The organism is Alkalihalobacterium elongatum (assembly GCF_019024285.1).
GTDB lineage: Bacteria > Bacillota > Bacilli > Bacillales > Bacillaceae_F > Alkalihalobacterium > Alkalihalobacterium elongatum.
The window spans coordinates 1-23534 of the sequence record NZ_WMKZ01000022.1 but is presented as its reverse complement, the minus strand read 5'-3'; the positions used below and the strand labels follow the sequence as shown (position 1 = coordinate 23534).

15 protein-coding genes and 4 tRNA genes are annotated in these 23534 nt (G+C 32.7%); 6 read left to right on the top strand and 13 right to left on the bottom strand.

What is annotated here, in order from left to right:
- Positions 1-280: 280 nt before the first annotated feature.
- The 6 genes from GKP30_RS17400 to GKP30_RS17375 form a co-directional block, all read right to left on the bottom strand.
- On the bottom strand, positions 281-2887 hold the full coding sequence (locus tag GKP30_RS17400; RefSeq protein WP_216830739.1) for a TnsA endonuclease N-terminal domain-containing protein: 2607 nt from the start codon (positions 2885-2887) through the stop codon (positions 281-283).
- Positions 2880-4757, bottom strand: coding sequence for a site-specific DNA-methyltransferase (locus GKP30_RS17395; RefSeq protein ID WP_236035167.1), 1878 nt, complete (start codon positions 4755-4757; stop codon positions 2880-2882). The genes GKP30_RS17400 and GKP30_RS17395 overlap by 8 nt, the downstream gene beginning before the upstream one ends.
- 16 nt (positions 4758-4773) lie before the next feature.
- Positions 4774-7638 carry an ATP-dependent helicase gene (locus GKP30_RS17390; protein WP_216830738.1) on the bottom strand — a complete coding sequence of 955 codons (2865 nt, stop codon included), beginning with the start codon at positions 7636-7638 and terminating at the stop codon, positions 4774-4776.
- A 144-nt stretch (positions 7639-7782) separates the two neighbouring features.
- A complete protein-coding gene (locus GKP30_RS17385) occupies positions 7783-9612 on the bottom strand; it encodes a competence protein CoiA family protein (protein WP_216830737.1) in 1830 nt (609 codons plus the stop codon).
- A 116-nt stretch (positions 9613-9728) separates the two neighbouring features.
- Positions 9729-10712 (bottom strand): helix-turn-helix transcriptional regulator, encoded by a 984-nt coding sequence (locus tag GKP30_RS17380; protein ID WP_216830736.1) that lies wholly within the window; start codon positions 10710-10712, stop codon positions 9729-9731.
- A gap of 498 nt (positions 10713-11210) precedes the next feature.
- Positions 11211-11528, bottom strand: coding sequence for a nucleotidyltransferase family protein (locus tag GKP30_RS17375; RefSeq protein WP_236035169.1), 318 nt, complete (start codon positions 11526-11528; stop codon positions 11211-11213).
- Positions 11529-11651: 123 nt separating this feature from the next.
- Between GKP30_RS17375 and GKP30_RS17370 the strand changes: the two genes are divergently transcribed.
- The 3 genes from GKP30_RS17370 to GKP30_RS17360 all read left to right on the top strand — a co-directional run bounded on the left by GKP30_RS17370 (position 11652) and on the right by GKP30_RS17360 (position 12683).
- Positions 11652-11864, top strand: coding sequence for a hypothetical protein (locus GKP30_RS17370; protein WP_216830734.1), 213 nt, complete (start codon positions 11652-11654; stop codon positions 11862-11864).
- Positions 11865-12124: 260 nt separating this feature from the next.
- Positions 12125-12496 (top strand): hypothetical protein, encoded by a 372-nt coding sequence (locus GKP30_RS17365; RefSeq protein ID WP_216830733.1) that lies wholly within the window; start codon positions 12125-12127, stop codon positions 12494-12496.
- Positions 12489-12683 carry a hypothetical protein gene (locus tag GKP30_RS17360; protein WP_216830732.1) on the top strand — a complete coding sequence of 65 codons (195 nt, stop codon included), beginning with the start codon at positions 12489-12491 and terminating at the stop codon, positions 12681-12683. Before GKP30_RS17365 ends, GKP30_RS17360 begins: the two co-directional genes overlap by 8 nt.
- 1730 nt (positions 12684-14413) lie before the next feature.
- Here the strand turns inward: GKP30_RS17360 and GKP30_RS17355 are convergent.
- Positions 14414-16780: a phage NrS-1 polymerase family protein gene (locus GKP30_RS17355; RefSeq protein ID WP_216830731.1), complete on the bottom strand. Its 2367-nt coding sequence runs from the start codon at positions 16778-16780 to the stop codon at positions 14414-14416.
- A gap of 897 nt (positions 16781-17677) precedes the next feature.
- On the opposite strand from GKP30_RS17355, the gene GKP30_RS17350 reads away from it, so the two are divergent.
- On the top strand, positions 17678-18010 hold the full coding sequence (locus tag GKP30_RS17350; RefSeq protein ID WP_216830730.1) for a hypothetical protein: 333 nt from the start codon (positions 17678-17680) through the stop codon (positions 18008-18010).
- Between the two features lie 1387 nt (positions 18011-19397).
- On the opposite strand, the gene GKP30_RS17345 is transcribed toward GKP30_RS17350, so the two are convergent.
- On the bottom strand, positions 19398-19565 hold the full coding sequence (locus GKP30_RS17345; protein WP_216830729.1) for a hypothetical protein: 168 nt from the start codon (positions 19563-19565) through the stop codon (positions 19398-19400).
- A gap of 187 nt (positions 19566-19752) precedes the next feature.
- Positions 19753-19941 carry a hypothetical protein gene (locus GKP30_RS17340; protein WP_216830728.1) on the bottom strand — a complete coding sequence of 63 codons (189 nt, stop codon included), beginning with the start codon at positions 19939-19941 and terminating at the stop codon, positions 19753-19755.
- A 682-nt stretch (positions 19942-20623) separates the two neighbouring features.
- Between GKP30_RS17340 and GKP30_RS17335 the strand changes: the two genes are divergently transcribed.
- Both GKP30_RS17335 and GKP30_RS17330 read left to right on the top strand, forming a co-directional pair.
- On the top strand, positions 20624-20944 hold the full coding sequence (locus GKP30_RS17335; protein WP_216830727.1) for a DUF771 domain-containing protein: 321 nt from the start codon (positions 20624-20626) through the stop codon (positions 20942-20944).
- Between the two features lie 622 nt (positions 20945-21566).
- Positions 21567-22694, top strand: a complete 1128-nt coding sequence (locus GKP30_RS17330) for a tyrosine-type recombinase/integrase (protein ID WP_216830726.1) — start codon at positions 21567-21569, stop codon at positions 22692-22694.
- 358 nt (positions 22695-23052) lie between these two features.
- Here the strand turns inward: GKP30_RS17330 and GKP30_RS17325 are convergent.
- The 4 genes from GKP30_RS17325 to GKP30_RS17310 all read right to left on the bottom strand — a co-directional run bounded on the left by GKP30_RS17325 (position 23053) and on the right by GKP30_RS17310 (position 23456).
- A tRNA-Leu gene (locus GKP30_RS17325) sits at positions 23053-23137 on the bottom strand.
- A 47-nt stretch (positions 23138-23184) separates the two neighbouring features.
- Positions 23185-23273: transfer RNA gene (locus GKP30_RS17320), tRNA-Leu, on the bottom strand.
- Positions 23274-23298: 25 nt separating this feature from the next.
- Positions 23299-23373: transfer RNA gene (locus GKP30_RS17315), tRNA-Cys, on the bottom strand.
- An 8-nt stretch (positions 23374-23381) separates the two neighbouring features.
- A tRNA-Gly gene (locus GKP30_RS17310) sits at positions 23382-23456 on the bottom strand.
- Positions 23457-23534: the final 78 nt, after the last annotated feature.

Genomic DNA, 23534 nt, shown 5'->3' with positions numbered 1-23534 from the left:
TGAATATCGATACTAGATTAATTTACTGATTATTCATTGGAGGCAAATTTCTTGCTGATAAGATGATTTTTGAAAGTGATTGACCTCTATTAAGTCTTCAACAAAAAACCTATCATTTCCTTCTACTTAAAGTCAGGTCTAGCTGAATCTATTGTTTAAAGTGATTACTATTATAATCTTCTATATGAAAACCTTATGCTCACTAATGTATTTCAACTTGCAAAACAACCTAAGTAATTAATAAAAAAATCAAAGGCACTATTGAGTAGTGCCTTTGATTTTAATTATTTATAATTGATTTTGAAAAACCTTTATTAACCTCACTACCTGCAATGATTCGGTATACCATTTCACTCGCAGAAGCAATTTCTCTAGCTGCTTTTTCTTTTGCTTGAACAATCGGATCATCGATTTTATTATCACCTTTCACTTCAACAATTAACATTTTTCCATCATTCTTTTCAACTAAAAAGTCTGGGTAATAACTTCTAACGGTATTTGATTCTGGATCAATGTATTGAATATAAAAGTCGGATTGTCCGTGCGTAAGCATACCAGTAAAATATACTTTCTTAATATCATCTTGACGCACAATTTCTTCAAAGAAAAGCTTTTCTGGATTGGAATCAAAACAATACGTATCCAAATGAAAGCTTTTGTTAATAAAGTCTTTAAAACGGGTATCACTTATTTCAACAACTAACTTCGGATTAGCCGTAACCTGGTAGTAACCTTCCTCAGGTTCCTTAACCAGCTCAATTTCTCTTGTTTCTTTCTTCTCATAGCTTTCTAGTGTATATATTTCATTAAATAACTTAGGAATGATCCAGTCGTAAAGAAGTTCGTTGTAATTATTTACATATTCAAGTATAACAGAGTAACCCTGCTTGGACTTATCTAGAATTTTGTCTAACTCTATACAAGAGCGATTTAAATATCTTGATATTTCAGCAACAAGTGTAAGTTGACTAAACTCTCTTTTGACTCGATACTCTGTTAGATCTTCACTTACATTTCTATAGATTTTACCTGCAATTAACCCTTTTTGCTCAGTATGAACTAATTTATATTTACCTAGTTCCACCTTTTCAAATTCAAAATCAACCGAATGTGTTACCTCTTTTTCCTTGAGTTCATGGAGCTTTTTCTTTCTATTTACTTTTATCTTTACTGGTGGCGGAACTAATCGTATTTCGTGCCGTTTATTAGTGTTGTCCTTTTTCGACAAATCGTTTATACTCATTCGGAAATTCTGTTCAAGTTCATCCTCAAGTATTTTCATATTATCTTCGGAGAGATAAACATTTGCCATTTCTTGAACTGGCCCAATAGCTCTTAAACACCTCATTGTAGCTTGCAATACAAAAATCTTAGATTTTGGCTTTCTAAATAAGGCAACACCAAATAATGATCTACAATTCCACCCTTCTCGTCCTTTGTTAACGAGTAGAATAAATTGCTTTTCTGATGAAGGGGAATCTAAGCGGTTAAACTCTCTTATATCGTCATTGGTTGTTAATTTATCATCGCCAACGTTCACCAGTATTTTATCTAATGGTATATTTAGTTCGTTTAATACTTCTTCGAGAACTGGTTTTAGCTCATTTTGAAGTTCATCAATCGTACTTGCAAAAATAGCAAGCTTTGGCAACAAACCTTCATAACGTTCTCCATTATATTTATCCCAAAAGCTTCTAACAGCTAAATGAATAAATTCTTTTGATTTAGGATTAGAGTACCCATTTACGGTGACTTCCTTTAAATATTTCTTATCGATAGCATCCTTTAATCCGTACGCATACACAACTTCTGGAAAGATTTCTTTACCCGCATAAGGTGTACCAGTGTAATTATAGCATGCTACTACTGATGTACCCGCTTTCTCTAAGGCCTTGGCTAATTCATTAATTGTTAGTCTCAAACTAGTTTTAGCAGCCTTTAAACCCATGTCTTTTGCCAAGGCATTTCCAAATGAGTGGTGAGCTTCGTCAACATAAATGCCCAATTGCTCAAGCCGAGTTAATTTAGAAAAACGTTGATTGTCAAGCAATTCACCCTCATCTTCTGGTTGATCAAAACCATACAAGTCTGATATGTCATCATAAGCTGATCCAGTTTCAAAAGCAGGCACGCTAAAAAGTTGATCAACTTTACTTTTTTCTTTATGTTGCCTCTTCAAAATAATCTTTTGTGTATTTGAAATGATTATATTATATTTTGATCGGTCAATTGTATTTAGTGTAGTTCCAGAGTCTTCTAGGAAATGAATTTTCAAATGAGTATTTAACCAATTTAAGTACTCTGGTGGTACAACTTTCGACCGATCAAAAGTCTGAATTTCTTTTAGTGATTGTAAAACTGTTTTATCAGGAGCGAAAACTAAAGCATTATGACAATACTTTTTATCTTTCGGAAACTTATTTGCTAACAAAAATTCATAAAATATACATGTAGCCATCAAGATCGTTTTTCCTGTTCCCATCGTTAAAGCGAATATATAATTTGGGTATTCTTGAGCAAATTTTTTCATTCGAGAAAAAACAGATTTATATTGATCTGCATCAATACCAAAAAGAGTTCCTTGTTCCCCTTCTGTAAAACCTAAATCACTTCGCTTTTCAAAACCATTCCTCTTATAGTACCAATCCTCAAAGACTTGATGAACATGCTTGTTATCTATATATTCCTTTAAAAAAATATACATTTCTAATGCCTCAAACTGTGGAGTACGGAGGTAGGAATGCGGATTAGTTGAATCATTAAAGTCTAAAATCTTCTTTGATAAATTTCTATAGTGGTTTCTTATCCGCCCTCTATTCTCTTCATAAAAATCTCTTAAGTAATTAAAAAATGCAAAATCTAATGCAAAGTCTTTTGTTTTAGCCATTATTAATATTCACCTCAAATGACTCTGAAAGAAGGTCAGTGATTTTAATTCTAATCGTTCCAGCATCTTCTGGAATTTCATATGTACCCGCTACTTGTTCATTTTTAGCTGGAATATCAACCACCGTAGGTTCTAAAACTGCACCATCATAATTCCAATCAATCATCACTGACTCAACAAGTTCTGTCCAATCTTCTACGTTTTCTTTCATAATACTTAATTTTTGTAGCAGATTCATCGGATAGAAATTCTTAACCGTTATCTTTCCACCCTCAACAACAACTTCAGCTTCTGAATCACGTTTGAACTCAAGATTTGACTTATCTCTTAGAATATCTACTACCTCAACATCAAGCTTATAACCAACTTCCTGTTCTAGAGCAGCTGCTAACTCTGGCTCATGTCCCATACATACCAATAATAATTTTTCTACTGGTTGGTTTGGATATTCCTTTTGTCGTTTCTCAAATAATTTGTAATCAAAATTGGTGATTAACTCATTAAGGTCGGCTTTAGTTGCAATGCGATTAACCGACATTATTTTAACCATTCTTCCATCTTTTTCACCATCATAAAAAGCATTGTTATGAATTGGTTGTATTTCTAGTGCTTCAATAAGTAATTCTTTTGCTTGAATAGGGTTGCGAAAAATCTCATAATTGTTAACATTATATACTTCAAGACCTGGAAATTTATTTTTATTTTCATTCGAAATTTTTATTAACCTTTTTGTAGTAGTTTGAACAGCACCTAAATTTATATCTGTTCCAAGAAATTTACGTCCGTTTTTTAATGCAACTGCTTGAGTTGTCCCGGACCCCATAAAACAATCTAAAATAATATCGCCTACATTTGAAGAAGTTTTTATTATACGTTCTAATAACTTCTCTGGCTTTTGAGTAGGATAATTAATTCTTTCATTCGACGTTGGGCTTACTCTATTTATATCGTTCCATAAGTCTGTTACAGAAATCCCCTTAGCATCTTTTAAGTATTTCTTTCTACTCAAAGTCTTCCCAGTAGACGAAAGTACTATTTCTCCTGCCTCATACAACTCTTGCATCTTCTTTTTTGAATACCTCCAATAACCAGCAACACCTAAAAATTCATAAAAAGGATTCCCTTTTGCAGCTCCACCAGGACCATCTACCGGCACTAGCCTATACCTTTCATTATTTTCATCAAAATACTTGTAATCTCTTTCTATTACTTCATCAGAATATGCTTTATATTGAGGGTTGAATACATGATTTTCGGTTTTAGAATAAATGAATATATAATCACAAACTCGTCCAAAGTGCTTTGCTCCTTGGCCAGTATCACCGTGTGCCAACGACCTTTGCCAAGTAATAACATTTACACAATTTTCATATCCAAAAATCTCATCCAAAATACATCTAAGGTAGTGCATTCTATGTGAGTCACAATGAAGGTACAATGTACCATCATCTGTTAACAACTCTCGCATCAATAGAATTCTTTCATACATAAACTGTAAATACTGATCATTATTCCATAAATCATTATATTGTTTTTCTTCAAAACTATTTTGATCATTCTTAACTGATTTGCCCTTTGTTTTTATTGTCTTTTTATACTCCGCTTTCGAATCAAAAGGTGGATCTATATAAATTAGCTTTATTTTCCCCCTATACTCCTTTAACAAATGACTCATTACTTGCAAGTTGTCACCCCAAAAAATTTTATTAAGCCATCCATCAACCATTTCCCCATGTGTTTCTTTCAGTTGTGCTGGGTAGTATTGCGTTGAACGGAAGGGTCTTTTCCCCTTCCAATTCAACATTGGGTAACCTTTGATTGGTTCAAACTCATACTGTTCTACATTCAATTCTTGTTCATCTTTACTCAATTTCCCTGTCACTCCTCTATAATTTTCGATCACAATAAAATCGCATATCACAGTTCCTACAGTGCTTTGTTGGGCGTTTTTTTATTGTGAAATCTTTACCCTCTATCCTCTTAACAATCCCATCAAACGTCGAGATAGTTTTATCGATTGCCTTTGTATCCTTTGGAAAAGTTACATATGGATTACTATTTTCCTCTCCTGTATAATACAGGTGCATTTTGCTCACTTTTTGCTCCGTTCTTTCTTCTACTAAATGAGCATATACCTCAAGCTGTCTTTTATAATGGTACAACATTTCTTCTTCCTTAACCAAGTCAGGTTTTTTCTCTGACTTAAAGTCGATAATCTCAACAGTGTTATTTTCGCCCTTAATCAAGTCAATGGTCCCTTTTAGAATGTAATCATCTTTAACTAAAGAAACATCAACCTCAGCATCTTTAATGTGCGACCAATTATTACCTTGTTTTTCTACGTAATTTTTCACCTGTTGTAATGCGGCTTTCTGAGTTTGAGGGGCAAGGTAGACTCGTTCTTTTTTGACTAAATTATTATAATTTGAATTAAACCAATCTTCTACATTACCTTCTGTTATTTTTTCTTCTTCTCCACGAGTTGCTGCTTTATGAATATCCTCAATTGTTTGATGTACTATCGTCCCGAAAATCGTGGCTCCTTGACGTACTGGTGAAAATTCAAACTCCTTATAAAACTTATATTGAAGTGCACAAGTTTCAAAAAGGTTAATATGAGAAGTAAAGGAGTATTCTTTCTTAATATTAACGTCCTTTACATTCTCTAACTCTAACTCATAGATGCTTTTAACATCTCTCCAACTTTTCAATGGACGATAAGATTTAACAAATGGCTTCGATGGAACATTTCTAGAACCTTGTCCACTTGCTTTGTTTTCTTGACAGCTCATTACCAATAGATTTTGGGCTCTTGAAAACGCAGTATAATATAACCTCCAAAAGTCATAATATTTCGTGAGATCTAATGGCTCAAATGGTTCCTTGTGATAATAATTTTCCTGAAGAATTTCATCTAAATCAGAATACTGTTTCCGAGGAGTAGTATTTAAAGAATCAACAATTACAACTGGAAATTCTAATCCTTTGGATTGGTGTATTGTCAAAAAAGATACGCAACCACTAGGAGCATATTCTGCATCATCTTCATATTCATTAATACCCCCATTGATCAAAAAGCGTAAATACTGGTTGAAGAAAGTAGTTAGATTTTTATTAATTGTTTTTGGGGTAAATACTGTTATGCGATGAAGATATTCAAACTTAGTTAAGAGCTTAGAAAACAATGACAAGTTTCTTACCGCTCGACTATCCTTAACCTTATACGAATCTTGGTCTAAGTAGCGGCTAAATAATTCAAATTGTAGTAACTGATAAAATAACCCCGAAAATGAATAATCAGTGTTGTACTGAAGGTTCATATGATTTTTAGCCCGACTTTGACACCATTTTAATAACGATTGGTTCTCTGGTCTTCGTAACTCAACGGCGAACTCTCTCAAATAAGTATCATATATTTCCCATTCATGAAGGTGAGCACTTTCATCCCATTTTCTTACTGCTGAAAATTGTGGAAATAAGAACAAAATTGCCCCTATTAACATCCTGATTTCTTCTCTGTCAAAAAACATATTTGAGCGTGGCGAATAAACCGGTATATTCCTTTCTTCAAGATAATTCGCTAATGCAATAACTTTGTCATTTTTCACAGAGCGGAAAAGGAAGGCTACTTGGTTCCAGTCTGTTAATTTCCCTTTTGCTTTCATAGAGTTGAGAAATTGGTAAACTTCCTCTTCCCAATTACCAAGCCCGTCATCCCCTGACACTTTTATAACAGTGCTACTATCAGAATGATCTCCTTCCATAGGTTTTATTATTTTGTCGTATCTAAATGACTTTCCTTCATGTTCCCATTGGTTTTGTTCCATCCACTCGTTATAAAATTGAATAATTAATGGGTGTGAACGATAATTGGTAGATAGCTCAACTTGTTCACATTTCCCTTTCTCAAATTTACTTGGAAATTCTAAAATGTTTCTAATAGTAGCCCCTCTAAAACGGTAGAGACCTTGATCATCATCACCAACTACGCAAATATTTTGTCTTTCTCCAGCTAATAACAAAAGTATTTCCTCTTGAATTGTGTTGGTATCCTGAAACTCATCAATCATTAGATAATGTAAGTTCTCATTTAGTTGCTCAGTTATATCGGGACAATCTTTCAACAATCTGTATGTTTCTAATTGAATAGTAGAAAAATCAAGGGCATTTTCTTCTTCTAAATGTTGTTGATATAGTTCATAACAATAACCTAAAGCCTGCACTTGAGGTTCATATGAACTTTTTAAGCGTTTTATATCCAACATTTCCTCACTTACTTTATTAACCCATTTCAGCAATGTCTCCGCTTTCTTCCACCTTGATTCTCTTTCATTAAATAACAAACTAGCATTAGGGAGATTAACGTAATCATATATTTTCTGATAAAGAAAATATTGTTGATCAAACTGATCCATTAACATAAAATTCTTTTTTAAACGTGTAAACTCGCGGTTTTCTTCTAAGATCCTTAAACAAATAGAATGGATGGTACCTAAATACATCTCATTTAAATTAAATGAAATATTTGCCTCATGCAGTCGGTTTGAAACACGAGTCATTAGTTCTTGTGCGGCTTTTTCTGTGAAGGTAGCTACTAGGATATTTTCAGCTGCAACATTTTTTTCAGTGATTAAATAATAAATCCGCTCAACAAGTGTATATGTCTTTCCTGAACCTGGTCCTGCAATGATCAATAACGGACCTTCTGTTATTTCAACTGCTTTTTTTTGATTTTTATTAAGCCCTTTCATCTATATCACCTCAGAAAAATAGTCCTAGAATGCCTAGATTTTTAAAAATATTCGAAATTATATACATAACAATCTTTCCGATACTCTATCTCTTAGTATAGATACTTTAGTAAAGCTTATTATACAGTTAAATTTATCATCCTTTTAAAATAAAGATAATTGCGTTAGTCTCTCATATTGCATTGAGACGTTTCTATGAATCTCCCTGATCTCTTTTAATTTTCTTTTCCTTAATTCCTCAATACTTTTAACAATCGAAATACCTGTGTTATTCTGCATTTCTTCAATCTCTTTGCATAATTTGTCCTTTTGTTTATTTTCGTGAATTAACTGCTCTTCATTTAATTTATGATTTGAATTATCATATACCACTTCATCCTTTGTACTTAAAGTATGATCTGTTCGCTGTGTCTCATTTTTCCCCTGTATTACACTTTTTAATATTACGCCCATTTCAACTGCTTGAATTTCGTAAATATCAAACACTTCATTACTTATTTCTTTAACCGATTTCTCCAATTGCTCAATCATGTAATTGAATAGGGATTCTCTTATATAAGGTGAATACTTAGATACATAAGGTATTAGTTGATTTAAGGATTTCTTTTCAAATTTCTTTTTAACTTCATTTAACAATAAGCTTTTTACTCTATTATTCTTTTCAGTATAGTTATTTGATTTACCTTTTTTTAGGTTATCTCCCTTCTCTACTTCGTTTTTCCTTTGCTGTTCCAGTAGACGTAACTTTTCCTGATCCTTATCTAACTGACTTTTTTCGATCTTCTTTCGGTACTTATTTTCTATATCTTTAAATTGTCGTTTTAAACTTTCCTCCAAATGGCTATAAATTGAACAGATAGCTAAATTCTCATCATTTAAATTTAGTAACTCCTGATTTAAGCTATCCAATATCAATTTTTTCTTAGCATATAGCTTTTCTCTTTTTTTCGTTTCTTCAATTACTTGTATAATATCTATCGGCTTATCATTCTTTATTTGTTCTTGTTCTTCCTCAAAAGCCTGATTAAAATCAATGTTATATCCTCTTAGGACTTTCTCTCCTTCGTATTCTGTTTCATCTGAGTGGATCCCTTCCGTATGTTGTAATTCATAAATTGGTTTTTTATCTTCCCTTTTCTGGGAAGTATAATCGATTGTCTTTATTTCTGTATTTAGTAACGAATCAACTACTTTATCTTGTTCCATTCGGAATATTTCAAGAGTATTCCCTGTGACATCAGTTCTTCTTATCACAAAAAAGTGCCCTTCGTGATTGACCGCGATAATATACTTATAGATCTCTAACAAAAAATTAAAGCTCTTTGGAGTATCCACTGTTATTACAAAAGGTGTTGCTTTTGAGTATGGAAGTAGCTTTTCCTCATAGCGTGATGTACCATCCTCATTTTTCACAAGTATTTCTTCCTTAGTAGAAGTGAAGTTACCTTCGCCAAAAAAGGAATCCAATACTAGAACCCAAGCAGTCGGTATTCCATTTTCTGAATAAGTATTTGTTCTCTCTGCAATAGTAGATCGCTTGATCGAAGCACTGGCTTGTACTTCTATTGCTAGGACATCACTCTTTTTTATTACAGCTACGTCTGTACGAACCTGTTTTTGATTTGATCTGAAAACGCGTTCGACCGAGACCTCATATCCTCTTTTCCTAAATCGTTCATATAAATCTTTTTTTACAGACGAATGAGCTAAACTTTCCGCCTCAAAACAATCCTTTCTACTAATATGAGCAAAATGATTATGTCTGTTCGTTAGTTTTCTGAACTTCATTTTAGAATCACATGAAAAGCAGTAGAAACTTTCTTTAAAACTATTCTTGATTAAAGAAAGTTCTTCATCTGAAAGAGTAGTAGAGTCAACTTTAAATACTTTCTTTCCTCTAAACTCATCAGTTTCAAGATTGTATAATTTTGTCTTATATGTATCATTAAACGGGATATATGCATATCTAGGCACTTGATTACCTCCAATAACACGTTCTACTTTTTGATATTCATCGAACCTCTAACTATCTGTAATAAATATACAAAAATAGGCGCACGAAATTTCGTACACCCTTAAAAATTTATTACTTAATATTGTTGAAACATTTTTTTCACTTCTTCTGTAACTAATCTAACTAGTGAGATTGGTGCAATAACCTTCGCATCACTACCCCATGTTAAAATCCAAGCGACTAACCCATCACTCACAGCTGCTTTTGTGTTTAATAAAAAATAGGAATCGTCTATTTTTTTAATATCTACATCCAGCCCAAAGCGGTCAAATACTACATTGATTAAATCATTCTTAAAACGTATTTTTATCCACTCTTCTTTACCTGCATACATATGAAATGTTTTATGGACATGTTCAGAAATATTAACTGGCATTCTTTGAAACGATTTATTTGTGACCTCAACCTTCCTCATTCTGTCTACCCGATAAGGTCTCAACTCCTTCTCATCTTCAAAAATACCAAGTAGATAATAAAAATCATTGTTCCAAACAAGTGCATATGGTTTAACTTGATAGAAAATCCCATTTCTTCTATACTCAAATTCTTTATTCACATTATATTTTCCGTACTTAAATTTCACTGTCTTGTTCTCAGTTATCGCAATATGTAAACGGTCAATATCTACTTTTATGGGATAGTAGTTACCTTTAACAGATTGATCATAGAATATTTGACTTGGGAGATTCTTAGCTAAATGTTTACTTGTTAACTTTTTGATTTTTAAGATTAATGCCTCTGAATCCTTTTTAGTAATAAATCGTGCAGAAAGTATAGCATCAATTAATAACCTTAATTCATAGAGTTCAAATAGCCGAGATTGATAACTATAATACTTCTTCCCAAACTTCCCCAGATGTTCAATGACCTCAAAATCACATCTAGACAAACTTTCAATGTCATCTTTAACAGCTTTTTTATCTACACTAAAACTATCCCCGAATTCTAATCTCAACTTCTCAATAATTTCGTCAATTGCTAGCTCATGGCTTTCATCGGTTTCTCTTTGCAATAAATCTTTTATCTTTAGAAGACGATCTTTTCCACTAACATCCCTCAAGCCAATGCCCCCTTTACCAATTTACCATTATCTCAAATTTCCATAAAATCAGCTTAACTAATTTTGTAAAATATTACTATCTTTAATACTAATTACCACTTAGCTCCTAATGAATTTAGTGCCCTGATCACCCTATACTAACAATTACCTAAGATGCATCCCTAAACCCGCTCCCTATTAATGAACTAGAAATACAGGTTTAGATTATAAGGTAAAGCACCTTTCTTCCATAAGGTGATACCTCCTTCGTTCATTAGTACCAATCAATTTAAAATACACTTTATTATGTTCGGAAGGGTAGGTGGAAAATTGACAACTATTAGCTTACCAAACTCCTCAAGATCATTTTTATAACAATAGTCTAAAGTAGACTAGTTGATTTTAGACTATTAAATTAAACTTTTTAATTTATGACACAAAGCTATAAAGTTAATCTTCATCGTAAATATCCCTAACGTCCCTTTTGCGATTAAACAAATGTTGTCACTCTTAGTTTAGCTACTTCTCTTCCTTCCACAAGTAAACAATTTCTTTTAATATTTGATCTCGCAATTCTGGCTTGGCCAAAATCATTGCTTCGGTGGCTAAATCAACATTTAAGCCTAATTTATCTTCCAGGTAATATTTAATTGAAAGGAATTCAAATCCAAGTGCCATGTCAGATTTAATAAGAATATCTATATCACTACAAGAGGTTTGTTCATTGCGGGAATATGAACCAAATATACCTAATACCATAATGCCATACTCTTCCTTCAAAAACCTTTTAGATGCCAGTATTTGATTTTCTATAACCGCTAAGGCTGCATTCCTCATTTCCAAAACTAACCCGCTCCTTTACACTTCTTTTAAAGATTTACTTTCAAAAATACTGCTATTCATAATTTTAGTCATGATACTCAAGGTGTTAATCTATTAATAGAAATGAGGTGAAAAGTAATGAAAAACACGGAAGCTACTTTTTGGTTAGTTGTCTACAATCAAGAAACACGAGATTTTTTAAACGATACCCTCAAGATAGATAGGGATTTGGATTTAGATGAGATTGTCGAGGATTATGAGAACAAAAATAAAAAGTATCAAGTAATACACGTAGGTATAGGAGAATTGCCTCCTAAAACATATCGTTCTTTAAAGTATGTAAATGACTGACTAAGATAAGCACACATTTCCCCTAGTAAAGAGCTCAACCAAAATTCTGTATAGGTTCACATTGAAAAAGGATGGAAAGAAATTTCTGTCCTTTTTTATTTATAATTATCTTCTTGGATAAACCATCAACATATTAGTTAATTATAGAGTATATAGGTTTTACTGTATAAATTTTTAAACATTGAAGAGTATAATATATTTAAAGTAATACCCAATTAACTCTATTAATTCTATTAAAGTTCAGAGGAGTTGTAACACGAATGGACAAAGATAAAGAATTTGAGAGCTACTTTAAGAAGAAGTTAGAAGAAGATCAAGAAATAATTGCATCTTTGCCATATACAAAAGATGAAATTAAAGAAATTTATTACCAAGATTACAACGATATTAGGAATAAACATAGTTTAGAACTTAAATTAGAATCTCAAGATTTAGACTTCGATACTGCCCAGTCTTTTCTCCCTCAAAAATGGGAAATGCCGCGAGAAGGGAAGCTCCTCTATAATGATGACGAATTGATTGCAGTTTTACAGTTAATTATTTTTAACATCGGGGTAAAGAAAAGCCTAGACATAATTCCCTTATCTCTCATTGAAAAATATGTTTTAGAGAGACGTGATAAAAATGAATAAACTTTACAACCATTCTCTCAAGAATGGAGACTGCGTAATTTTTAAAACAAACATGCCAAAGGATGAGATAGCTTTATTAACCGCTTTTCCTAATCAATATAGATTTATTGATTACTTTAAAGAACAAGGTTACCAATTAGTCATTCATTCTATTATTAAACAAGGACCATATAATAGTAAAAGCTAAGCCAAGCACAATTCCAGAGTAACTAGTAAATTTTTATTTGTTCGTCTTGCATCATTTTTGTCGTCTATAAGAAGTGTCCACTCTCTGGCGAGAAGAAGGAGCGGGTGTTTGCATGGACAAAATCTTCATGAGTTATTTAATATCTTTCTTCATTTTCTTTCCATTTTTAGTGAGATACACATATTTCTTATTAGATTTTACACATACTTAATGTCATAATAACTGTCTTACATGGCCACAGTTACTAATTTCACACGTTTGATGATTATAGGTAATGGAATACCATTTATCACAATAGGACTGGTCTCTGATCGCCTGTTTGAACTCTCCTCCAACCATAGGATAGATACTATATAGAAAGAATTAGAATAGTCTAAGTTAGACTAGTCCAACTTAGACTATTTTTATATTTAACTACTACATAAATTATATTTCTATATGGTGTATAACATCTAAAACTTCAAGTTTCATATATTTCACCCTAAACATTAAATCCTGACCTTTTTGTTTTCCACTTTTCTCTTTAGTTAGTTCTATTTACCGTATAACCTTTCCATCTGGAGCGGGTGTTCCAGTACTAAATCAGAAAACAGATATCTGTAGCCAATAGCAAATGTTCCTAAAAGAATTTACTCTAGTCTATATAAATATTAGATACAAATTTTTTGTTATACGGTACTAATTAGCAACATTTTTTTAAATTTATTTCCAACACACAAAAAAACGTCCAAAACATATGATATATCACGATTTACAACTACTTAAAAGTGGATAAAAAGATAGATAATCGATGGATAATAATTATCGGCCGATTATCCATATTTTTATTTAAAAAATATCTAGTCTCGAACAAATACTCAGACCCTGCTCTTGGCATCAGTTTCTAAATTTTCTTTGTCATCATATATAATGTTTTTATTGTTTTATTTCGTTAATGCGAAAGGGAAAATTTTCACAGTTTATTTATAAATAAAATTCCTTTTCACTTTAAAGGTCCTCAATTGACTTACAGTAAGCTTTCAATTCTAAAAGTATAAAAGGCTTAAAAGTTATTGAAATAAACAGATCGAGCCATTGTGAGAAGGATTTAAAGTATAATTTATAGAAGGCTAGAATATTAATGTCAACTGCCCTCCAGTTAGTAGGGGCCCTTCATAAAAGAGACAATTACGCTTCATCTAACAGCTGGTTGTTTATAACGTTATAAATACTTATGGAGCAGAATAAGCTTCATCCTTTTTAAGTTTATCTGTCTTTGAATTTCATTTTCGAGAATTCGATTTTTATAACCTGTACTTTTGATAATCTCCGTCTTTCAAAAGAAAACTGCCAATAATATATGTTCTATTATCTAAAAAAGCTCATTATACATATTTCCTGGTGCTAATTCGCGGAATATCTAAATTACACGAATTTAAAAAGTTTATTTCTGTAAGATACGCTCGATACGGTTGATATCCTATTCATAAACTCTTTGCCTTTTTATATCTTTTTCTTTTTTCTTCTTTTCACAAGAAAAATGTGACCGTATCGACCGTATTAATTAGGAAGGAGCTCAACAGGAGTAAGGCTTTTGTGGTTACAGTCATTATTTTTTTACCGTATTGACCTCAATGTTAATCCCATTTTATTTATATCAATTTAAATAGTCCAAATCAAAATGATTTGGACTATAATGAACAAAAGAAGGGAACTTACCTTTATTCAGCTATTATAGGGTAAGAATTATTTTATTTATTACCTTCTCCTCTTAGCATCGTTATTCGATACATCCTGTTTCTACATCGCTCGATTTCTATTCCAAAAACTTTTAGCAAAGGAGTTACACGTACAATCCTACTTTTTAGCCTAGTACTATGAGGCCATCTTCTAACACCAGGATTACGGCTTGCTAATATCGTAAGCAACTTTTCCGAGTTCCCAACCCATTCTTTATGCTGGTTACTCTTCATCAACTTATATATACCTAAAGCAATCTCATCATTTTCAATACTTGTATAAGCATTCTTTTCTTGGTTCTGACTGTAAGATTTCATAAATTCACCAGGCTGTAGTCCACAAGATTCTTCCGCTGCAGTTGCCCACCTAGCGAAATCAATCATACGAGGATTTTCTTTTAATTGAACATGGGGTAAATTTCGTAATGCAGAACTTATACAATCAAATAGAGCACCCAAAATTCTAGGCTGAGCGTCAGCAAAATTATTCCACAGTTCCGATTCAGCTCTACGGTCTTCTTTCAATATACGCGGCAAATTAATAACAACTGCACGATCAGCTAAGTCTCCTCGTTCAGCTATATCATCAATACCATTTAAAATTACTGGTCTCTTCATAGTAAAAATTTGTTCTATATCGTCAGTATATAGTTTCTTATCCGCAAGTGATCCCCCCGTTGACAAACGGCAAAGTGCATCTGACAAACTAGAAGAAAGACCAGATAGATTATCAAAAGCTGGGCACCAATTATTATTTGCCGCTAGAGCTATACCTTTTTCATCTTTAGGTAATGATCTAAGCATTGCTTCCGATGGATCTATTAGACTTTTAACTATTCGGGAATGTGTACTTTTTGCACTTCCTTGTCCTCCTTGGAAAACAAGGAGTGGATAAGGTCCTTCCGGATGAAAGCAACTCACTACATAGGAAATAAATAAAGGCCATTCGTCATCTGTTACATTTACAAAATCTTTAATTTCTTTAACATCACCACCGCTAACAGGATAAGGAAGTGGTTTCTGTAAGCCTTGGACTCGTTTGAAATTTACTGGAGGGTTATCGATAATTCTCCAACCATCTGCTGTAATTTCAACAGCTTGCCATAGGTCATTAGCTAGATCAACATAGATTTTATTAAAATCTCCAGCGATTCTAACATGAACAGGTTTTTTAGAGCTAAAGCCAAAGGAAGCAACAGCTACTAGTTGATTAATAGCATCTTGTATTGCCTGTTTACTTGGAATCCTTTTTGTCTCTTCTGAGTATTTTAATCTAAGCCATTGATTGAAGCGTTTACTCTCTACATCACAGTTCTCAAAGTGGTTATTCACACTAAATTTAGCATATGTATTACCCTCTGGAGTAACAAAATATTCTGCTTGTTGAGCAATTTCAACTAACTTTTCAGCCTGTGACATTTTCTCCTTTTTCGCATTTTGTTGTGGAACTTGTTGAAACGAACTTTCCCCTACTGCTTTGTTAATCGTCAACTCTCCATAAGTTTGATTTCCACGAAATTCATCCCATTTTGGACGATAAAGCAACGTCTGACGGAACATTCTATCCATTCGTTGTTTATCGTTGTTTGTATACATTGATAAATAACTACAAAGTGCCAGATCAGCTGAAGAATGATCATATTTATAATCAGAAATTTGTCCATTGTACAACCGGTTTATTTTATCTCCGGATGTACTTGAAAACATATTTTCCCATATTTCTTGATCAACTCCGTTACTCTTAGCTTCTTTTGGAAAGTTATCAGGCTGCTGTAGGCTCACTGATTTTTTGAGAATATATCTCTCCATAAACTCACCAATTTCGCCTTGACAACTTACTATATTCTCTTCTTCACCAAAACACCAACCGGTAAAAGTGAAAAATCGACCTTTATCGTAAATCTCTAATCCTAACTTAGGGTTTTTCTTACCTGTACCCTCTATATTTAATTTCCCTTTAACAATTATGTGCATCCCTGTTTTCGATGGGGAGAATTCTGTATATGAACGAAAAAGATTTCTAAGGTCTACTGACAACTGCGAGAACTCTTCATTAGAATAACATTTATCAATATCAATACCACAATAAGGATCTGATACCGAAAACATAAAACCTAATCCAGTATAGTCACCTTTTTGATAAACTCCTAAAGTCTCTTCAAATGTAGACCATGTATTTGGATCGTTAGGCTTTGCTTTACTTCCAGTAATCATATACGGAACTTTGGTTAACTTTCCATTTCTTTCTTCAAGTTTCCACAGTACCCACTGCCTTAACATTTTTAATTCGGCAGGTATCTTACTAAACGAATAATTAAAATTGTAACCTTTATTTACTTCGACCTCTAGCTCAAAGGTTGTTTTATCTAAATATTTCATAAGGGTTCCTCCTCTATCTTTCAAAAAAATATTAGAACTGATCTTGTTAGGGCACGATGAGAATTGAATTACTTAACCAACAAAGCTACTCCCTCCAATTAGTTGTTTTTATTTGTCTAATCTTTGTACTTAACAATCACTAAGGAATTGCTGTCTCCGCAAAGTCAAAAAAAAAGAACTCGAACAGAGCCTGTTTACAGGCATCTGCCCCAGTTCTTCTGGCGGCAACAATTAATTTTGTTGAAGTAAAAATGTTATCAAGTACATTAGTAGAAAAAAGCTTAAACTTCACTCAGCTTCTTACCTCTTCAATAAATAGCTTATATAAACTAGTTACTATAAGGCTATTACAAGCGATAAAAAGTTTTTTAATAATTTCGTATCGGTATGGTTTAACTTATTTAATCTTTTTATCTACAATTCATAGGTTACATCACCGTTTGCGTGAAGGCTACTACAAGCGATAAAAAAATTTTCAATAAATTTCTATCGATATTTTGTGACTTATTTAACCTTTTGTATCTACAAATTATAGGTTACATCACCGTTCCACGTGAAGGCTATTACAAGGGATAATAAATTTTCCATTAAATTTCTATCGATGTTTTGTAATTTAATTAACCTTTTTTTATCTACATTTCACAGGTTACATCACCGTTTTCGTGGAGGCTATTATAAGGGACAATTTTTTTATTAAAATACCTTACTATAAATCCCCAATTCTTCACTAGTTTTTTAAACTATACAAGTTATAAAAAACTCACTTTAAGCATCGCACCCAAGAGAGTAAGCAGCTTGATACGAATTAAGTGGAAATCTTTTTCATTTTTTATTAAACACTTTATTAAAATGGTCGATATATACATATAACAACCAACTATTAGGGAGGTGTATATAATGGCATTGAAGTTCTATCATAATCCTTGTCGTAATGCTGTAATAGGTGATTATGTTCAGGTAATTTATTCAGGGGAAATATATGATGTACATGACGTAGATGATTCCGGTAATGCATTTATTGAAAAAGAGTTTAACAAAGAAACCGAACAAATTGAGGAAAGATTTTTACCTTCAAGTCAATATTGGGTACTCGAAAGAGAAGAAATTAAATTGATACGTTGTACGGATGTGATGGTCTCCATGGATAAACTTCCACAGATGAATGGAATCTCAATAAACTTAAATTTTACTTTGAGTACCTCATTAATATTTCACCTCAAATACTCCTAGTTCTCGACATATTCAGATAGCTTTTATACTTGTTACTCAAAGTTTATATCCATGGGATTTATTCTAATTTTTCATCAGGGGTCACAAGGAATCCAAGCGGCACTTCAATAACTACCAGTATAATTAACAAGCACTACCTGCCCTCTTCGTTTTTGTATATAGTTTCATGGTTCCTTTTAATTATTTCGAATATATTTATTGCCCCTAAAAATTTTCTTGAAAGTTCCCTATTACCCCAATACAATCCCGTTCCTTTTTACTATCTTATCTCCGTACAAACGATACAATAAACCAAATTATGAGTAGTTTCTATGGCATCTCTTATAGCTTTCTTTGATCTTTGTGTAGGTTACATTTTCTCATAAAATTTCAACTACGGTTACACAGACAGGCTTAATATATCAGCGACAGCGGTAATGTAATGTGACGAGAAAATGTTGTCCTCCCTGCTTACTAATTCAATAAGATAATCAGAAGTGAACCTTATAACCACCAAATTATTAATAATTCACATAAAACAGCCCTTCTTAAAATTTTGCCTGTAACCTTTTTACTTTAATAATATTAAAGCAAGCGGTAAGCTTACCGCACTCTCTCCTTTAAAATAAAGTAATAATGAAAAGCCCGCTCCTGATCAACTGACCGAAAGTGGGCATCCTTTTCTATTAAATAGTATCCTTGTACTGTACAGCAAATAGATCTGTGGTTTTTTTGCCTTTCTTATTAGAAATAAGCTTAAGTGTCGTTTGAATGCGCATAGTTTCAATGGATTAAATAAATAATAATCGTTGAACTATATCCCTCAGAGACAGGAATGATACGGTTGTTTAATCAAAATGTTGTAAAAGGATTAATGTACAGCACAATTATGTCCTCGGTTTTCAGTGTCGTTATTATTGGGTTGACAATTTTTCATCATTTTAGAGTGACAAAGTTACTGGAATCAATCAAAAACAGATAACCAGCTTTTGTGGTTATCTGTTTTTGTTAATTGTTGGTTAAAGCTATATCGCATTTATCATCTTATTCCACATTACCGCTTTGTTAGCGTAAGTACATTCTTTTCACAAAGTCACTTAAAAAATACAGATATTTATTGCGCAGTATTTAGTCTAATACGAAAAAGACCACCCAAATAAGAATGATCTCTTCAAATGATTATTTAATTACCAGTCGTTGTACTGTGTAGCAAAAGATTAGCTGTAAATGATAGCTCTTTTCAACTACGTTCCCCGTTATACATAAGATAGTTTGCTTTTAATTTTACAAGAAATATCATTTCTTTTTTCGCTTATAAAGTGAATAAGCAACCAATATATTAATGATTGTACGCTTATTTTTAAAAAAACCTACAATTATGGAAGGTTATCCTTATCTAGTATTCTTATTAAAAATCTTCATCTTCGTTCATAGAAATAATATAACAACGTTTACAAACATTATCCTCGTTTAAAGTTGCTTCATCACCACAGGCTTCACAATCACCTTTATGATCGTCGTTAAATTCATACTCTTCTTTACCTGTCCACCAATAAACGGTTTTCTTTGGATCCATTTTAAAATCTCTCCTTTTCTCTAAGCCTCATAGAAAACTCCATAACCATATAATCTACGTAGATATTCCTAATTCTTTTCTTGATTTAGCAGTGTGTTTTTCCAAATAATTGTGAATTTAAAGCATAACCACTACGTTCATCTCCTTTTTATTATCCGGCTCCTTTAGTTTAACATTAATTTCTTTTTTATTGGATAGCCCACTCTCCTTTACAATCAGGGCATTTCCATTTCACAATTCGGTCTCTCTCAATATCTGAAATTCCAATTTTTCGAGTAAAGTGTGTAGCCTTGTAAGAACCTTGATTTTCTTTCAGTATAGAGTCTCCTTGCAAATCAGCATTACAAAGCGGACAACTTTCTTTATTGTTCTTCATTAGTTCATATCCTTTCAGTTACTTTACTTCTTTTCTACTACGTATTGTAATGGTTAATTACAATCTAGCCCTGTTGTATTTGATAACTAATGTATTATCATTGTTTAATGAACTCTTCTATAGCATTACATGAAAAAACTACTTGGGTGAGAAAAAACAAATCAAATTTTGTACTTACAATATCCATCATATTTAGTTCATGATATTCTAGTTTTAGTAGTTTCTAAATTTTTATATAATAGCTACTTCGAATTAATAAGAAAATTTTAAAATTTTTATCACTTACAATATCCATCCTTTTTTGTTCATGCTAATCTGTATTTAGACAATTCACTTTATAAATCAGTTTTTACGCAAAAACTACTTGGGATGAATAAAAAGTTTTAAAAAAAGTTTTTCGCTTATAATATCCATTACAATAAATCCGTGCTAATCTAGCATTAACACTTAGTTTAGAGACCTTAATTCATTAGATCTACTAGTGTAATAATCTAAAAGGAAAATACTCAACGCTATAAACTCTGTGATAACAATTGCACAGAAAATAAAATCTTAAACAAATAGAATATTTCGAGAGCGGAAGCACCGCCAGACTTTTCCATTAAGATTCTTATTCTTATGGATGTTCTGGGGTGCTTTTTATTTTCCCAAAGATTTATAAACTTTTAAGGAGGAAGTAACAATGCAACAGCTATCAGTAAATTTAACTATCCCAGTTCCTTCAGACTCTGTACTTATCTCAAAAGTAGAACTACAGGAGTTGAAGCAGCAACAACTAACGGGTACCTGGTGGACAATGGAAGACCTTGAAAGGAGAATAAATCTCAAACATGAGTGGATCAAAGAAAATATTCTTTATCCTTCTAAATTCAGAAAAGTTCTTGATGTAAAAAAGGGGGGATTTGTACGTTACCCAGAATCGAAAGGGCAAAAGTGGTCATTCCAAGCCTCAAAGATGGCAAAATTTTTAGATGAACATTTTCAACAAATATTCTCTAAATGAGTGTTAGAGAAACTTCCTAACTACCAAAAAAATGCTGTTGAAAATTTCACCTTTATTCTTTTAAAGGGTAAGATTTTATAGAAATAAACCATAGAGGTGATAAAAAATGGCGAGTTTCCGAAAACGAGAACAAACGTGGGGATATGCAGTTAGCCACACAGTAAACGGCAAAACAAAGTAAAACACAAAGACTAGGTTTAAGACGAAAGCAGAAGCACAATTAGCAGCTTCTAAAATTGAAAGCAACTTTTAAAAAAGGAAAAATTCATTGCTTTAAAAATAGAACAACTAACGAGAAACTATTGAACTTGCCAATAGTGAATTAGTAGTAAGTGAGATTAAGAAAAGAATCAATAATGAGTCAGACCAATATTTACTTCTATTAGGCTTATCTACTGGTATTCAACATAGTGAGTTTAGTTGATTTTATGTTACAAGACTTTGAGTTTGCAATTTAAAAGTTGAATAACTATTACCTAGAAAAAGTGCATTAAGCACACTCAGAGATGCCTAGAAGTAGTTTCTAATAGCTACCAGGAAACTTATTCAAATTTGTATTAGCAACCTATTACGTAGAATTTCTGTAAAGTTCTCACAATGGGTTAGAAGAGGAGATGAAAAAATGGCTAGTATTCAACAAAGAGGAAAAAAATCGTTTCAATACACAGTAAGTCACACAGTAAATGGTGAAACAACTGTATTTAGAAAAAGTGGATTTAAAAACAGAACAGAGGCAAAAGCCGCTGCTACAGAACTTGAGGCAAGATTATATAGGGGGATAGTACCTCATTTAAAGGATGCTCCAATTGATGAATATTTTGATAACTGGGTACAGTTATACAAAAAAGGTTTATCAGATGTAACACTAAGCCATTATAAATACACATATGAACGAATTAAAGAACATTTTGGTAGTAAACCATTGCAAGAGATTAATAAAAAATCTTACCAAGCATTTTTGAATGAATTTGGTGAAAACAAGGCTAAAGAAACCGTCGAAAAGCTTCATGGCCATATACGCGAGTGTGTTCAGGAAGCAGTGGAGGAACAAATTATTCCTCGTAATTTCACTCAAAAAGCCAATATATATTACACGGTACTTGCTAAGGATGAAAGTGAAAAACACTTAAACTATAACGACAGCAAATTAGTGTATAAAGAATTACTCAAGAGGCTTCATGAAGATATAGTGTATTATTTATTGTTATTAGGTTTAGAAACAGGTTTACGTTTTGCAGAACTTGTTGGTCTCACTTTTGAAGACTTTGACTTTGATAACAACAAAATCAATGTTGATAAAACGTGGGGATATAGCAATAAAAAAAAATTGGGATTTGGACGTACAAAAAAGAGGTCTAATGGAACATACTGTGACAGAATAATTAGTGTCAACATAAAAACAATGAGTGTGTTTAAAGATTTATTTGAAACACTACCGGACAATAAAAATCGTTTGGTCTTCTATAATTCAAAATCTAAGTACAAAGTGATCACAAATGAGCGTGCGAATAAGTTATTAAAAGAAGTTTTACTTTACTTAAACATCCTTCCGCTTATTGGTGTGCATGGACTAAGACATACTCACGGTAGTGTACTGATACACAAAGGTGCAAGATTACATTATGTAAGTAAACGTCTAGGTCATAGTGATATTGAGACAACTTATAAAAAATATATTCATCTTTTAGAAGAATCAGAAGAGGAAGACGAGAAGATTACAACTGAAGAGTATGAAGGTTTATACGATTAAGGTGATTGAAGCAAATAAGATGTGGTCAAAGCTTATCAAGTAATAATAACTTGATAAGCTTTTATTGTATTGCCTTTGCTAATTCTTAAATAAAATTTATGATTGTATTGCTAAAGAGACCTTAAGCTAAACACTTATTACTATTTTGTTTTACTTTTTAATCCTATTTAAAGGTGCAGATTTGTTTGTGTAAAAACTTGTGTAAAAAATATCAGCCATGTGTAGAATCTCGTGTAAAAACAAATCGCGTTCTATCTGTTTCTAACTTATTCTCTAAAAAACAAAAAACTCAGAAGTGTTGATAAATCAACATTTCTGAGTTTCTAATCTGTTTTAAACGTAACTTAACTTTATGTAATGGTACCGGTGGTCGGGGTCGAACCGACACTCCAGAAGGAACACGATTTTGAGTCGTGCGCGTCTGCCAATTCCGCCACACCGGCATATAGTAATAAAAAAACACAGTCAAACTGTGCAGGAATTAATTGAATGGTGCCGAGGGCCGGACTTGAACCGGCACGGTAGTCACCTACCGCAGGATTTTAAGTCCTGTGTGTCTGCCAATTCCACCACCCCGGCTAGGACTTTGTTGCTATTAAACTTATGGAGGCGGCAACCGGATTCGAACCGGTGAATAAAGGTTTTGCAGACCTTGGCCTTACCACTTGGCTATGCCGCCATATATTCTGGAGCGGAAGACGGGACTCGAACCCGCGACCCTCACCTTGGCAAGGTGATGTTCTACCACTGAACTACTTCCGCAAAATGGCTGGGCTAGCAGGATTCGAACCTACGCATGACGGAGTCAAAGTCCGTTGCCTTACCGCTTGGCTATAGCCC